General features: G+C 68.1%; 11 protein-coding genes and 1 tRNA gene. 8 read left to right on the top strand and 4 right to left on the bottom strand.

All coding sequences use genetic code 11. The features are described 5' to 3' along the window. Nucleotides 1-370: 370 nt before the first annotated feature. Nucleotides 371-446 (top strand) — tRNA-Lys (locus tag IWX89_RS15920). Between the two features lie 109 nt (nt 447-555). Here IWX89_RS15920 and IWX89_RS15915 read toward each other — a convergent pair. Next, entirely contained in the window at nt 556-1,365 is an 810-nt protein-coding gene (locus IWX89_RS15915) for a hypothetical protein (RefSeq protein WP_196904519.1), read from the bottom strand. Further along, complete coding sequence (locus IWX89_RS15910) at nt 1,365-1,706, bottom strand: S-adenosylmethionine decarboxylase (RefSeq protein WP_196904518.1); 342 nt, start codon at nt 1,704-1,706, stop codon at nt 1,365-1,367. Before IWX89_RS15910 ends, IWX89_RS15915 begins: the two co-directional genes overlap by 1 nt. Nucleotides 1,707-1,858: 152 nt before the next feature. Here IWX89_RS15910 and IWX89_RS15905 point away from each other — a divergent pair, with 152 nt between their 5' ends. Together IWX89_RS15905 and IWX89_RS15900 are read left to right on the top strand one after the other, a co-directional pair. Next, nucleotides 1,859-2,371, top strand: a complete 513-nt coding sequence (locus IWX89_RS15905) for a DinB family protein (RefSeq protein ID WP_196904517.1) — start codon at nt 1,859-1,861, stop codon at nt 2,369-2,371. Between the two features lie 19 nt (nt 2,372-2,390). Continuing rightward, the gene (locus tag IWX89_RS15900) at nt 2,391-3,446 is read left to right on the top strand and encodes a lysylphosphatidylglycerol synthase transmembrane domain-containing protein (protein WP_196904516.1); all 1,056 of its coding nucleotides are present in this window, start codon (nt 2,391-2,393) and stop codon (nt 3,444-3,446) included. Nucleotides 3,447-3,468: 22 nt separating this feature from the next. On the opposite strand, the gene IWX89_RS15895 is transcribed toward IWX89_RS15900, so the two are convergent. Both IWX89_RS15895 and IWX89_RS15890 read right to left on the bottom strand, forming a co-directional pair. Next, nucleotides 3,469-4,170, bottom strand: a complete 702-nt coding sequence (locus IWX89_RS15895; protein WP_196904515.1) for a response regulator — start codon at nt 4,168-4,170, stop codon at nt 3,469-3,471. Continuing rightward, on the bottom strand, nt 4,163-5,827 hold the full coding sequence (locus IWX89_RS15890; RefSeq protein ID WP_196904514.1) for a sensor histidine kinase: 1,665 nt from the start codon (nt 5,825-5,827) through the stop codon (nt 4,163-4,165). Before IWX89_RS15890 ends, IWX89_RS15895 begins: the two co-directional genes overlap by 8 nt. Nucleotides 5,828-5,975: 148 nt before the next feature. On the opposite strand from IWX89_RS15890, the gene IWX89_RS15885 reads away from it, so the two are divergent. From IWX89_RS15885 to mgtA, 5 genes are all read left to right on the top strand, one after another. After that, nucleotides 5,976-7,367, top strand: a complete 1,392-nt coding sequence (locus tag IWX89_RS15885; protein ID WP_196904513.1) for a cation:dicarboxylate symporter family transporter — start codon at nt 5,976-5,978, stop codon at nt 7,365-7,367. Between the two features lie 278 nt (nt 7,368-7,645). After that, nucleotides 7,646-8,932 carry a glycine betaine/L-proline ABC transporter ATP-binding protein gene (locus tag IWX89_RS15880; protein WP_307836597.1) on the top strand — a complete coding sequence of 429 codons (1,287 nt, stop codon included), beginning with the start codon at nt 7,646-7,648 and terminating at the stop codon, nt 8,930-8,932. Further along, nucleotides 8,929-9,858: a proline/glycine betaine ABC transporter permease gene (locus IWX89_RS15875; protein ID WP_196904512.1), complete on the top strand. Its 930-nt coding sequence runs from the start codon at nt 8,929-8,931 to the stop codon at nt 9,856-9,858. The genes IWX89_RS15880 and IWX89_RS15875 overlap by 4 nt, the downstream gene beginning before the upstream one ends. Nucleotides 9,859-9,958: 100 nt before the next feature. After that, nucleotides 9,959-10,852: a glycine betaine ABC transporter substrate-binding protein gene (locus IWX89_RS15870; RefSeq protein ID WP_196904511.1), complete on the top strand. Its 894-nt coding sequence runs from the start codon at nt 9,959-9,961 to the stop codon at nt 10,850-10,852. Between the two features lie 184 nt (nt 10,853-11,036). Then, entirely contained in the window at nt 11,037-13,709 is a 2,673-nt protein-coding gene (gene mgtA / locus IWX89_RS15865; RefSeq protein ID WP_307836596.1) for a magnesium-translocating P-type ATPase, read from the top strand. Nucleotides 13,710-13,713 lie beyond the last annotated feature (4 nt).

Genomic DNA, 13,713 nt, shown 5'->3' with positions numbered 1-13,713 from the left:
GCGGTCGGGCTCAGAACAAGAAGTGGGCAGATCTCATGGCCACCAACGGGCAGTTCTACTGGCCGCCTATGGGCAGTTTGGCATGGCCGCTAACAGACGGAGCCAACTATCGCCCGACGCACGATTGGTGGTCGTGTCGGGCCATGGAAGTCTGGCGGGTCTCTCCCGCGCGGCACTCAGTCGCAACTCTCCGGGGGAGGGGGCCACGTGCCGGTGGCTGAGCGGCGAATTTGACCCGCTCGCCAGAAACTCTCCACAAAGCAACGGGAGCTACCCGGCAACAGGCGGAACCAGACCGGGGTAAACTCGACCGTGCAGAGCGTCATCCACTCGTAACGACGGGGTCCTCAGCCCACTGGCAACATGGTACGCATCCCTAGCTCAATTGGCAGAGCAACTGACTCTTAATCAGTGGGTTCCCGGTTCAAGTCCGGGGGGGTGCACCATGAAGGGCCGGAATCCTGTGCGAACAGGAATCCGGCCCTTTTTCGTGCACGGGTTTTCGAGACCGGCGCGCGGTCGGCCGTCCGTGGACAGCTGATGAGCAGGGTTCGTTCAGGGAATCAGGCTGAGCGCGTCGTCTTCGCTGCCCCTGGCCAGGCGGGCGAGGGCCTTCCGAGCGAGAAATCCCTTGGCCGTCCACCGATGCCGTTTCGTCCGGGGCTGGAAGTCGGGGACATGGCAGTACACGGCCTGGCTCATCGGAGACCCCAGGTAGGGTCCGGGCGCGGAGCCGGCAAGTGGAACGAACGGGATGCCCAGATAGTCGACCAGTTTCCGCAACGGAACCGCGTCGATGATGGACACGAGATGGTCGATTCCCTGCCGCAGCGCGGACAGGTACATCGCGCGATAGAGCTGCACGCTGACGGCCCCCGCACCGCTGCGGTGCTCGGGCAGGACCGCGACGGTCCCGACGTCCCAGAGGGTGCCCCGGTCGCCGATGGCGTGCTGCCGCGCCACGTCCTCCGGCAGGATGCCAAACGGCGCGGATCGGGCGTCGTTGAGGGTCTTGAAGCCCTGCGGGGAATCGCCGATGATCCGGAGCGCTCCGCTCGGCATCCCGGTGGAGCGGTCGATCGAAACGAAGAAGACGCTGCCTGCCTCGTACGGGCCGTATTCGGCCGTCATCTGGGCGGCATCATTGCCGAAAGACGCCTCGAACACGACTCGTTCGATATGGCGGGCGATGTTGGAGAACGGACTCTCACCGGCGATTTCGATTCCGATATAGCGGTATTTCTCGGGCCAGTCGCGGGCGACGGAGGCCAGGAGTCCCACGGTGAGGGCTCCGACCTCTTCCAGGGACAGGTCGTAGCTGGGCGTGAACTCGGCGGTCTCCGCGACGACGCGCCGATCCGTCATCAAAACTCCTTGTAGACGGCGTCGTCGCTGCCGAAGAAGCCCTTCGTGTATTCGACCGCGGTGAGCGGGTCGAATGCCTTGCAGGTGTAGATGTCCACGCTGTAGAAGAGGACGGGCTGCTCCCAGGCGTAGAAATGCGCTCCCGAAGTTTCCCAGTGCGTCCAACCGGCCCAGCCGAACGCGTCGCTGCGATGCGTCACCGGTTCGATCAGGGCGGTCATGTCCAGGACCGGAGCCAGGCCGGCAAGATACCGGGTGATCTGGTCGGCGCTGATCGCTTCCTGCGGGTACGCCTCGATCACCAGTCGTTGACGATAGATCGACGGTGCGAGATCAATCATCCAGACAAGCCCCCAGGAACCCGTTCCAGCGGCGAGACCGGGTCGTCAAACGCCGCACAACCTGAGATTATCATTTGAAGTGCCCTACTTTTTCCCGAGTGCGCGCACGAGCGGCGGGACTAGCCTGTGCCCTACAAGACGAAGGAGCGCGGATGCTGTCGATCGAGCTGGTGACGGACTCCTTCGGGCGGGTGAACGCTGCCGTGCATTCGGTGCTGCGCGATGCCGGCAGCGAGGTGCTCACCTTCCGGCCCGACCCCGGTGCGAACACGATCGCCTGGTTGATCTGGCACCTCACCCGAGTGCAGGACGACCACCTCGCCGAGCTGCGGGGCGCCGAACAGGTGTGGACCGGCGAGGGCTGGGCGGAACGGCTCGCCCTGCCCTTCGACCCGGCGGCCACGGGCTACGGCCAGAGTGCCGACGAGGTGGGCGCCGTTCGCTCGGATGCGGCACTGCTGGCGGGGTATCACGACGCGGTGCATGCCCGCACGATCGACTATCTCGCGACGCTGGCCGAGGCCGACTTCGCCCGGATCGTTGACATCCGGTGGACTCCGCCGGTCACCCTGGCCGTGCGGCTGGTGAGTGTGATCGTCGACGACCTGCAGCACGTCGGCCAGGCCGCCTATGTGCGAGGCCTGGCGGAGCGCGCCGGACACTGAGCGGCTCCGACCGAACGCCATGCGTCAGATCACTGTCCCGGCTTCCGACGGCCGGCGGTTCCCGCGGGTGCCGCGGTGGCTCAGGGTCGTGCTGTCCCTGGTCATCCTGGGCCTGACGGTCTGGTTCGTCGTCGTTCCGCAGTTCGCCGAGGCGCGGCGTGCCCTCTACACGCTCGAACGGATCTCGCTGCCGCTCGTGCTGCTGGCCGCGGCACTGGAACTCACGACGCTGGTGGCTTTCAGCGCGCTGACCGTGGCCATCCTGGGGCCCGGCAGACCCTCCTACTTCACCCTGCTCCGGATCGATATCACCGACCTGGGCATCAATCACGTTGTTCCCGGCGGCGGCGCCACCGCTGCCGCCGTGCGGTTCCGGCTGCTCCAGCGCGCCGGGGTGCGCCGGGCGAGGGCCTTCATGACCGCCACGATCGAGACGATGGGATCGAACCTCGTCCTGGGCGCGATCTTCGTCGTCGGCATCGCGTTGTCCCTCGCCGCGGTGCCGACCGGCGGCTTCTACCTGCTCGCCATCCTCGTCGTGCTCGCGCTGCTGGTCGGGGTGATCGCGGGAGCCTGGCTGCTGACCAGGCGCACCGACCGGGCGGTCGCATGGGCTCGGGCGACCGTGGGCCGCCTCCCGTTCGTCACCCCCGACCAGGCCGAGGGGTTCGTGCGGAAGATCGCCGAGCAGGTCGTCGAACTCGTGACCGACCCCGGACGGATGGCGATCGCGCTCACCCTGGCCGCGGCCAACTGGTTACTGGACGCCGCGGCGCTCGGAGTCCTGCTCGCCGCGCTCGGGCACACGCTCGGGATCGGCGCGCTCCTCACCGTTTACGGTCTGGGCGGCATCCTGGCCCTGCTGCCGCTGACCCCCGGTGGACTGGGCATCGTGGAGGGGGTGCTCGTGCCTGCCCTGATCGCCTTCGGCACACCGCCGTCGACCGCCCTGGTCGCCGTGATCGGCTGGCGGCTGCTTGAGTACTGGCTGCCGATTCCCCTCGCGCTGGTGTCCTACCTGTCGCTGCGGCTCGGGGTGCTGCGGCGCCCGGTGCCGTCATCGACCCGGCCGTGACCGGGAAGACCCCTCGGCCGGGCTACCGCCGCCAGGAGTACTCGTTCTCGGGCCGACCGGGAGTGCCATACCGGGGGCTGCGCAGCACAGAACCGGAGTCGGCCAGGTACTCGAGGTAGCGCCTGGCCGTCACCCGGGACATCCCGAGTTCGTCCATGACCTCGCTGGACGAGATCGGCCGGCTGCTCGTCTTCACGAAGTCGACCACGGCGACGAGGGTGCCCTCGGCCAGTCCCTTGGGCCGTGGCAGTTCGCTGGGCGTGCGGAGGCTTGCGAAGGCCTGGTCGACGTCGGTCTGCGAGGTGAGCGCGGACGGGGTGCCGAGCTGGAGGCGAAAATCGCGGTACTGCGCCAGCTTCTGCGCGAAGGTGGCATAGGTGAACGGCTTGATCAGGTACTGCACAATCCCCGCGGCGACCGCGCCGCGCACGACCTGCAGGTCGCGCACGGCCGTGATCGCGATGATGTCGGTCACCAGCCCGGCCGAACGCATCCGCCGGCTCACGTCCAGGCCGTGCAGGTCGGGCAGGGTCATATCCATCAGGACAAGGTCGATCGGCTGGCCGAGGGAGGCCGCGGCCGACAGGAGGCGCAGGGCGGTGTGGCCGTCGGTGGCGGTCCCGGCGTGCACGAACCCGGTCAGCCGGCCCAGGTACGCGGTGTGAGCCTCGGCGGCGATGGCCTCGTCCTCGACGACGAGCACCCGGATGTCGGTGTCAGGCACGAGAGTCAGCCTCCGTCGCGAGGGGGGCAGTCCGGCCGGCCGGGGTTGCCGCACCGGGGAGCGTGACGGTGAACACCGCGCCGCCCCGCCGTTCGATGGTGAGGGTGCCGCCGAGACGGTTGACGGCCTGGCGCACCAGGGCCAGGCCCAGGCCGCGCCCGTGAACGCCCGGTTCCTTCGTGCTGTAGCCGTGGCGGAGGATATCCGCGACGGCATCGGGATCCACTCCCGGCCCGCTGTCCGACACCTCGATGACGACGTCGCCGCCGGCGCTGGTCACCGCCAGGTGGACCTCGCGCGGCGATTCGCCCCCAGCCGCGGCGTCGAGGGCGTTGTCGATCAGGTTGCCGACGACCGTCACCAGGTCCTGGACGGACAGGCCGGAGTCGGCCAGGGTGCCCGAGGCGTCCACGGTGAGCCGCACGCCCAGCTCGGCCGCCTGGGCGAACTTCCCCATCAGCAGGGCGCTGAGCACGGGTTCGTCAACGGAGCCGATCATCTCGTCGGTGAGCCGCTGGCTCACCTCGAGGTCGTTCGTGGCGAAGTCGAGCGCTTCCGGAACGCGGCCCAGCTCCATCAGGGACACGATGGTGTGCAGCCGGTTGGCGTGCTCGTGGGTCTGCGCACGGAGGGCGTCCGACAGGGTGCGCGTCGAGGCCAGTTCGGTGCCCAGGGACTGCAGTTCGGTGTGGTCGCGGATCGTCGCGACCCACCCCATCGGAAGGGGCCGATGGCGGAGGCCCGCCGAGGGAGCCAGCGCCGGCTGCTGGCTGACCACGAGCACCCGGGTGTCGGTCAGGTGGATCTCGTCGACGGCGCTCCGGCCGCTCCTGAGGAGTTCGCCGAGGCCGGCCGGAAGCTCGAGCTGGGCGAGGGTCGGGCTGCCGGGGGAGATGGCCTGCCCCGGCGGCCGGGCCGGGATGCCCAGCAACCGGGCGGCCTGGTCGTTGTAGAGCACGAGCTCGCCGGTGAGGTCGACCAGCACCAGGCCTTCGCGCACGGAATGCAGCACCGAGTCGTAGTAGACGAAGAGCTGCGCGAGCTGCTCAGGACCCCAGCCCAGGGTGACCCGGCGCAGGTAGCGCCCGAGCAGCCAGGTGGCCACCGACCCGGCCAGCAGCAAGGCCAGGGCCAGGCCGAGCACGGCGGGGAGCCTCGCGCTGAGGGCGATCGACAGGTTGCTGGTCTTGACGCCGGCTGCCACCAGGGCGCGCACGACGCCCTGGTCGTCGACGACCGGCACGACGGCGCGAACCGACGGCCCGAGCGTGCCGGTCGTCACCTCGGTGAATGCGGTGCCGGCCAGCGCTTTGCCGATCGTGCCGATGTAGGGCCGGCCGATCTCGGATGCGGTGGGGTGCGTCCACCGGATGCGGTCCGGCGCCATGATCGTGATGAAGTCGAGGCCGCCGTCACGGGTCACCCGCAGGGCATACGGCTGCAGGAGGCCGCTGGGGTCGGCGGAACGGCTGGCCTCGAGCACGAGCGGGTTCTCGGCGATGGCGGTGGCGACAGACAGCATCCGCTGCTCAGTCTCCGCGTAGCCGCGGTCCCGGGCGTCGACGAACGACGCCACCCCGACGAACAAGGCCGCGACCACGATGAACAGGGCGTGCGCCACGAACAGGCGCCGGGCGATGCTCCAGCCGGGACCCATCGCATCCGCCTCCCGGCTCTCGCATCGTGAACAGTATGACCGCAACGGTGACGGACGCCGCCTCGTCGACCAGTCTGAAACGCACCACGGATTGTCGTCGGCGCCTCGCGTCCACCTCAAGCCTAGACACTAGACAAAGGAGTCTTTCATGGCATCACCGCGAGCAACTCGCGCCGGCAAGCCGGCGAAACGGATCGACAAGTCCCACTACCTCTACCTGGCGGTCATCATCGCCGTCGTGCTCGGCGTCGTCGTCGGGCTGGTCTTCGGTGGCCCGGACGGCTTCGCCGTGTCCCTCAAGCCGCTCGGCGATGTCTTCATCGCCCTGATCAAGATGATGATCTCGCCGATCATCTTCTGCACGATCATCCTCGGCATCGGGTCGATCGCCAAGGCGGCCACGGTCGGCAAGATCGGCGGGCTGGCGCTCGGGTACTTCCTCGTCATGTCCACCTTCGCCCTGGCCATCGGCCTGCTGGTCGGCAACCTGATCCAGCCCGGTGCCGGCCTCAACCTCAAACCGGCCGAATATGCCGCGCCGGTGGCCGCCGACTCGCAGGGCTTCCTGCTCGGGATCATCCCGACGACGCTGTTCTCCGCGCTCACCGCCGGCAACATCCTGCAGACGCTCCTCGTGGCCCTAATCGCCGGTTTCGCTCTGCAGAAGATGGGCAAGGCCGGCAAGCCGATCCTCGAGGGCATCGCCCACGTGCAGGCGCTCGTCTTCCGCATCCTGATCATGGTGATGTGGCTCGCGCCGATCGGCGCCTTCGGCGCGATCGCGGCGGTCGTCGGCTCCACCGGCATCCAGGCAGTGATCAGTCTCTTCACCTTGATGGGCGCGTTCTACCTGACCTGCGCCCTGTTCATCGTGGTCATCCTCGGCGGGCTGCTCAAAATCGTCACGGGCGTCAACATCTTCAAGCTGATGCGCTACCTCGGCCGGGAGTACCTGCTCATCTTCTCCACCTCCTCCTCCGAGGCGGCCCTGCCCCGCCTGATTGCCAAGATGGAGCACCTGGGCGTGTCCAAGCCCGTGGTCGGCGTCACCGTCCCCACCGGCTACTCCTTCAACCTCGACGGCACGGCCATCTACCTGACCATGGCCTCGCTGTTCATCGCCACCGCGATGGACCAGCCGCTGAAGCTGGGGGAGCAGATCGGGCTGCTCGTCTTCATGATCATCGCTTCGAAGGGAGCGGCCGGCGTCTCCGGCGCGGGTCTGGCCACTCTTGCCGCGGGACTGCAGGCCCACGCCCCGCAGCTGCTCGACGGGGTCGGCTTCATCGTGGGCATCGACCGGTTCATGTCCGAGGCCCGCGCACTGACCAACTTCACCGGAAACGCGGTGGCCACCGTGCTGATCGGATCGTGGACCAGGGAGATCGACCGCGCCCAGGTCGACCGGGTGCTCGACCGCCAGGACCCGTTCGACGAGACGACCATGATCGCGCACCACGGCGCCCCGGTCTCGCCGGCCGAACGCCCCGACGTGGCGGAGACGCCGGTGCTCGCGGGAGCGTCGACCCCGGCACGCTGACGGGAAGCAGGGGGGCCGGACACAGCGGATCGGCCCCCCAAAAAGGGGGATTGTGTTAGAGTTCACTTTGGTCTAACAACCCTTCACCAGAACGCGAACACGATGCCGCCAGCCTTGTCGGCCGTGGGCGTACGGTGAGGCTCTGATGGAGTCGGCCCCATGGTCGCCCCAGCCCCCGCCGGAATGGTGCCGGGCCGGTCACGGCCCACCCGTTCGACAAAGCGTGCACCCGATCGTCGACCGTGAGAACGGCCACGCCGTCGTGCATCGGAGAATCCGTGACCGAAACCATTGCCGTCAAGGCCGATCGACTGTACAAAGCGTTCGGGCGCCGCCCGCACGAAATGGTCAAGAAACTGACCGCCGGGGCCACCCGGGACGAGGTTGCCTCCCTGGGCACCGCCGCCGTCATCGACGCCTCCTTCGAGGTGCGACGCGGAGAGATCTTCGTCGTGATGGGACTGTCCGGTTCGGGCAAGTCCACCCTCATCCGCATGCTCAACGGGCTGCTCGACGCGACCTCCGGCACCGTGACGGTCGCCGGGCAATCCATCACCGGGATCCCGGCCACGCAGCTGCGTGACGTTCGCCGCAACAACGTGTCAATGGTGTTCCAGCACTTCGCGCTTCTGCCGCACCGCACCGTGATCGACAACGTCGCCTACGGGCTCGAGGTGCAGGGCGTCGCCCGGGCCGAGCGCCTGGAGCGCGCGAGCACCATCATCCGTCTGGTCGGCCTCGACGGCTGGGCCGACAGCCTGCCCTCTGAACTCTCCGGTGGCATGCAGCAGCGAGTCGGCCTCGGCCGTGCCCTCGCCGCAGACACGGACGTTCTCCTGATGGACGAGGCGTTCTCCGCGCTCGACCCGCTGATCCGCCGCGAAATGCAGGAACAGCTGATCGAACTGCAGGCCGAACTCGGCAAGACCATCATCTTCATCACCCACGACCTCAATGAGGCGATGTTCCTCGGCGACCGGATCGCGGTGATGCGCGACGGGCGCATCGTGCAGATCGGCACACCCGAGGAGATCCTGACCGACCCGGCCAACGACTACGTCGCCCAGTTCGTGCAGGACGTCGACCGCGCCCGGGTGCTCACCGCGGCGAGCGTGATGGAACCGGTCCGCAGCGTCGTGACGATCACGGCCGGCCCCCGCGCGGCTCTCCGCACCATGCGGGACCTGCAGACCTCCGCGACGTTCGTGCTCAACCGGGACCGCAGCTTCGCCGGAGTCGTCCGCGACCGCGACGTGCTGCGCCAGGTCAAGGCCGGCGAGACCGACCTGCGCTCCATCATCCGCGGCGACGCCACCTCGGTCACCCCGGACACCCCCCTGGTCGACCTGGTCGAACCGTCGGTCGGCAGCGACCTGGCCATCGCCGTCGTTGATGCGAAGAACCGGCTCCTCGGCGTGATCCCCCGGGTGACCCTGCTGGCTGCCCTCGGCAACGTCACCACCACCACAGGCGAACTGCCCCTGATCGAGCCTCCCGCCACGATCTCCATCAAGGTGATCACCGAGACCCTGCGCGACACCGCTCTGGAAGGAGCCGAACTGTGAACGACTTCCGACTTCCCCTGGGCACCATCGTCGAGGGATTCATCGACTACATCACCGAAACCTTCGGGTTCCTCTTCGACTTCATCCGCGCCGTGTTCAAGGGCGCCTTCGAACTCGTCGACGTGCTCCTCGTCTCACCGCCGTTCTGGGTGATCATCGTGGTCGCCGCGGCGCTGGCCTACTTCACCAGGGGCTGGAAGTTCACCCTGGGCACAGTGGCCGGACTGCTCGTCATCCTCGGCGTCGACCAGTGGGAAAACGCCATGGACACCCTGGCGCTGGTGCTCGTCGCGAGCATCCTCGCCATCGTCTTCAGCGTGCCGCTGGGAATCCTGGCGGCCAAGTCGAAGGTCGCTTCGAGCATCATCAAGCCGATCCTCGACTTCATGCAGACCATGCCTGCCTTCGTCTACCTGATTCCGGCGCTCATCCTGTTCCGGGTCGGCGTCGTCCCCGGCATTGTCGCGACCATCATCTTCGCGATGGCACCCGGAGTGCGGCTCACCGAGCTCGGCATCCGCGGCGTCGACCACGAGGTCGTCGAGGCCGGCCAGGCCTTTGGCGCATCGCCGTGGCGCATCCTGCGGCAGATCCAGCTTCCCCTGGCCATGCCGACGATCATGGCCGGCATCAACCAGGTCATCATGCTCTCCCTCTCGATGGTCGTCATCTCCGGAATGGTCGGTGCCGGCGGTCTCGGCGCCGAGGTCGTCGCCAGCCTGAACCGGATCGACGTCGCGCTCGGCTTCGAAGCGGGCCTGGCCGTGGTGATCCTCGCGATCTACCTCGACCGGTTGACGGCCGCGCTCGGCACGGGCGGCACGCCGCTCGGCCGGTTCTTCGGCTCTCTCCGACGTCGCCCTCGGGCCGTCCCCGTCGCCGCCGACGAAGCTCCCGCCCGCACAAACGAGCCGGTCGCCGTCTGACCCAGCTTTTCCCGGATGCTGTCGCATCCGTTCAGCGCGGCCATGCCGTGCACGTCCAGCGTGAACTCGGTCGCTCCAGCAGCGACAAGGTAAGGAAACCATGAAGAACCGTTCGAAAACCATGATCGCCATCGGCGCCGCCGGGCTCCTCGCCCTCACCGGGTGCACGGCCGCGGACTCGAGTGTCGGCCACGGCAACAAGGACAAGAAGGACATGACCATCGCCGTGTTCAACGGCTGGGACGAGGGCGTCGCCGCCTCCGAACTCTGGAAGGCGATCCTCGACAAGAAGGGTTACAACGTCAAGCTCGAGGAAGCGGATGTCGCTCCCGTGTTCTCCGGCCTCTCCACCGGCGATTACGACGCCACCCTCGACGTCTGGCTGCCCGACACCCACGCCTCCTACCTCAAGGAGTACGGCGACGACATCGTCGACCTCGGCGCGTGGAACGACAAGGCGAAGCTCACCATCGCGGTGAACGCCGACGCCCCGATCGATTCCCTTGCCGACCTGGCCGCGAACGCCGACAAGTTCGACAACCGGATCGTGGGCATCGAGCCGGGCGCCGGCCTGACCGCGGCGACGACCGACAAGGTCATCCCCGCCTACGACCTGAAGAAGATGGACTTCGTCACCTCGTCGACGGCTGCGATGCTCACCGAGCTGACCGCGGCCACCAAGGCCGGCGAGAACATCGTCGTCACTCTGTGGCAGCCGCACTGGGCCTACAGCGCCCTGCCGATCAAGACCCTCGAAGACCCTGAGGGCGCACTGGCGGCAACCGAGAGCCTTCACACCTACGCCAGGTCCGACTTCAAGAAGGACTTCCCGAAGGCCGCCGGCTGGCTCGCGGGCTACAAGATGGACCTCGACCAGCTGCAGTCGCTCGAGGACGCCATGTTCGTCAAGTACGACGGCAGCGACTACGGCCCCGTCGTCGCGAAGTGGATTTCCGAGCACCAGGACTACGTCGACTCGCTCACCAGCAAGTAGCGTCCGGCCCGTCTCACCCGAAGGCCCCCGTCGATCTCGACGGGGGCCTTCCTCGTGCCCGCTGTCGCCGCGGTTGCGGCCGCATCCGGTGTCTCCCGGGCGGGGCCGGGTTCGGTTAGTCTCTGCAGTAGCGCCATCGAGGGCGCCCTACCGGCGGAGGCCGTTGACAATGCCGGACCCGGTAGTGACCCAATCCCTGGCCGGTGCGGCCAGCCGCCGGGCCGAGGACGTGCTGCATGACCTGGGGTCGTCTTCCGCGGGGCTCACCGTGGCGGACGCGGCCGGCCGGCTGATCGCGAACGGGCCCAACGCGGTGCGCACCCACAAGGCGGGCGTCTGGTCCGTCTTGTGGCGGCAGCTGCGCAGCCCCATCCTGATCCTGCTCATCATCACCGCCGGTCTCTCCCTGTTCCTTGGCGACTTCACCAATTCCATCGTGATCGGGGTCATCCTCCTGGCCAGCGTCGGACTGGGTTTCAGCAACGAGTACCGGGCGGAGCTGGCCGCCGAGGCGCTGCACAGCCGGGTCACGCACCGGGCCGTCGTTCTTCGCGGCGGCGCCCCGGCCCAGATCGACGTGGTCGAGATCGTCCCCGGTGACGTGGTGCACCTCGGGCTCGGGGCCATCGTCCCCGCCGACATCCGGCTGCTCACCTGTGAGGATCTGCTCTGCGACGAGAGCATCCTTACCGGGGAGTCGCTCCCGGTGTCGAAAGACCCGGCGCCGGTCGCGGCGGGCGGCGCGCTGGCCGAGCTCACCTCTTGCATCCTGATGGGCACGGTGATCCAGTCCGGCAGCTGCACGGGGGTTGTCGTCGCCACCGGGGGACTGGCCGAATTCGGCCGGATCGCCCTCGGCCTGGGCGAACGCCAGCCGCAGACCGAGTTCCAGGTCGGGCTCCGGAGATTCTCGGTGCTGTTGCTGCAGGTGGCACTGGCGCTGACCTCGCTGATCCTCATCGCCAACCTGCTGCTGCAGCGCCCGCTGCTCGAATCCCTGCTCTTCTCCCTGGCGATCGCCGTCGGGATCACGCCGCAGTTGCTCCCGGCCGTGGTGAGCACCAGCCTCGCAACCGGCACCAGACAGCTGGCCCGGCGCAAAGTGCTGGTCAAACGCCTGGTCTCGATCGAGGATCTCGGGGACATGGATGTCCTCGTGACCGATAAGACCGGAACGCTGACCGAGGGCCGGATCGCGTTCACCGCAGCGCTGCCGGCCCGGGCCGGTGACCCGGCCGATGACCTGCTCCGGCTCGGGCTTCTCGCCACCGAGGTGGACTACGCGGCCGGGCCGATCTCCACGATCGGGCAGAACCCGCTGGACGCGGCGCTCTGGGAGTCGCCGCCGGCCGCCGGGATAGATCTCACCGGGTACCGCCGGCTCGACGTCATCCCCTTCGATCACGAACGGCGGATGACCAGTGCACTGGTGACCGGGCCGGACGGGCAGGCGCTCCTGGTGACCAAGGGATCCCCGGAGGATGTGCTGCGCGCCTGCACAGGCATCCGCCCCGAGGCGCAGGCGCTGCTTGACGAACAATACGACGCCGGCGCCCGGGTTGTCGCCGTTGCCACGCGCGAGGTCGCCGGCCGGAACGGCATCTCCCCGGCCGACGAGCGGGATCTCGTTCTCCAGGGCTTCCTGGTGTTCCTGGACCGGCCGAAGGAGAACGCACGCGAATCCCTGGAACGCCTGAACACGCTGGGGATCACGGTGAAGATCGCCACCGGTGACAACGCCAGGGTCGCCGAGAAGGTGTGCGCCGACCTGGGGCTTGTCTCAGGAGGCACTCTCACGGGACCGGATATCGACCGGCTGTCCGACTCCGAACTCGGCAGGGCGGCCGAGGAGGCGAGCATTTTCGCCCGGGTGTCGCCCGAGCAGAAGGCCCGGGTGATCAGGCTGCTCCGGGCAAACGGGCGCGCGGTCGGTTTCCTCGGGGACGGGGTGAACGATGCGCTGGCCCTCCACGACGCCGACATCGGGATCTCCGTGGACAGCGCCACGGATGTCGCCAAGGACGCCGCAGACGTGGTGCTGCTGGACAAAGACCTCGGCGTGCTCGCCGACGGGGTCATCGAGGGACGGCGCATCTTCGCCAACACCATCAAGTACGTGCTGATGGGCACCTCCAGCAATTTCGGCAATATGTTCAGCGCCGCGGCAGCGTCCGTGGCGCTCAGCTTCCTGCCCATGCTCCCCGGCCAGATCCTGCTGAACAACCTGCTGTACGACGCGGGCCAGCTGGCCATTCCGGGCGACCACGTCGACAAGGAACAACTGCTCGCCCCGGCCCACTGGAACATCGCGTTCATCCGCCGGTTCATGCTGTTGTTCGGTCCGATCAGCTCCCTGTTCGATTTCGCGACGTTCGCGCTCATGCTGGGGGTCTTCCAGGCGGCGCCAGGGGAGTTCCGCGCGGGATGGTTCATCGAGTCCCTGGCCACCCAGACGCTGATCATCTTCGCGATCAGAACCCGGCGGGTCCCGTTCCTGCGCAGCAGACCGTCACTCGGGTTGACGGCAGCGGCCATCGCCGTGGTGGCGATCGGAGTGTTCCTTCCGTTTTCGCCGCTCGCGGGCCTGCTCGGGTTCGAGCCCCTGCCGGTGCCGTTCTTCCTGGCCCTGGCCGGGATGACGGTGCTCTACCTGGTGCTGGTGGAGTTCGCCAAGGCCTGGTTCTTCTCTCGGGCGGCCCAGCGGCCGGCCGGCGTGCGCCAGCGGCCGGCCACTCACCAGATCGGCCGGCGGGCGGCACCGTTCAGCATCACGGCGCCGGTGGCGGCGGTCGGAGCCGTACGGCCTCGTCGGTCGAAGCGGTCCAGGCGTCGGCGCTCATCGCGGGCGACGGTGTGAACTC

The organism is Cryobacterium sp. MP_M3, from assembly GCF_015752155.1.
In the GTDB taxonomy this organism is placed as follows: Bacteria; Actinomycetota; Actinomycetes; order Actinomycetales; family Microbacteriaceae; genus Cryobacterium.
The sequence above is the reverse complement of the archived record's forward strand: the minus strand, read 5'-3'. Positions and strand labels throughout refer to the sequence as shown.

Bases quoted from the DNA above. Each gene is read 5' to 3' on its own strand.
- IWX89_RS15885 (WP_196904513.1), top strand. From the start codon at position 5,976: ATGGCATCACCGCGAGCAACTCGCGCCGGCAAGCCGGCGAAACGGATC.
- IWX89_RS15905 (WP_196904517.1), top strand. From the start codon at position 1,859: ATGCTGTCGATCGAGCTGGTGACGGACTCCTTCGGGCGGGTGAACGCT.
- IWX89_RS15910 (WP_196904518.1), bottom strand. From the start codon at position 1,706: ATGATTGATCTCGCACCGTCGATCTATCGTCAACGACTGGTGATCGAG.
- IWX89_RS15915 (WP_196904519.1), bottom strand. From the start codon at position 1,365: ATGACGGATCGGCGCGTCGTCGCGGAGACCGCCGAGTTCACGCCCAGC.
- IWX89_RS15870 (WP_196904511.1), top strand. From the start codon at position 9,959: ATGAAGAACCGTTCGAAAACCATGATCGCCATCGGCGCCGCCGGGCTC.
- IWX89_RS15900 (WP_196904516.1), top strand. From the start codon at position 2,391: ATGCGTCAGATCACTGTCCCGGCTTCCGACGGCCGGCGGTTCCCGCGG.
- IWX89_RS15890 (WP_196904514.1), bottom strand. From the start codon at position 5,827: ATGGGTCCCGGCTGGAGCATCGCCCGGCGCCTGTTCGTGGCGCACGCC.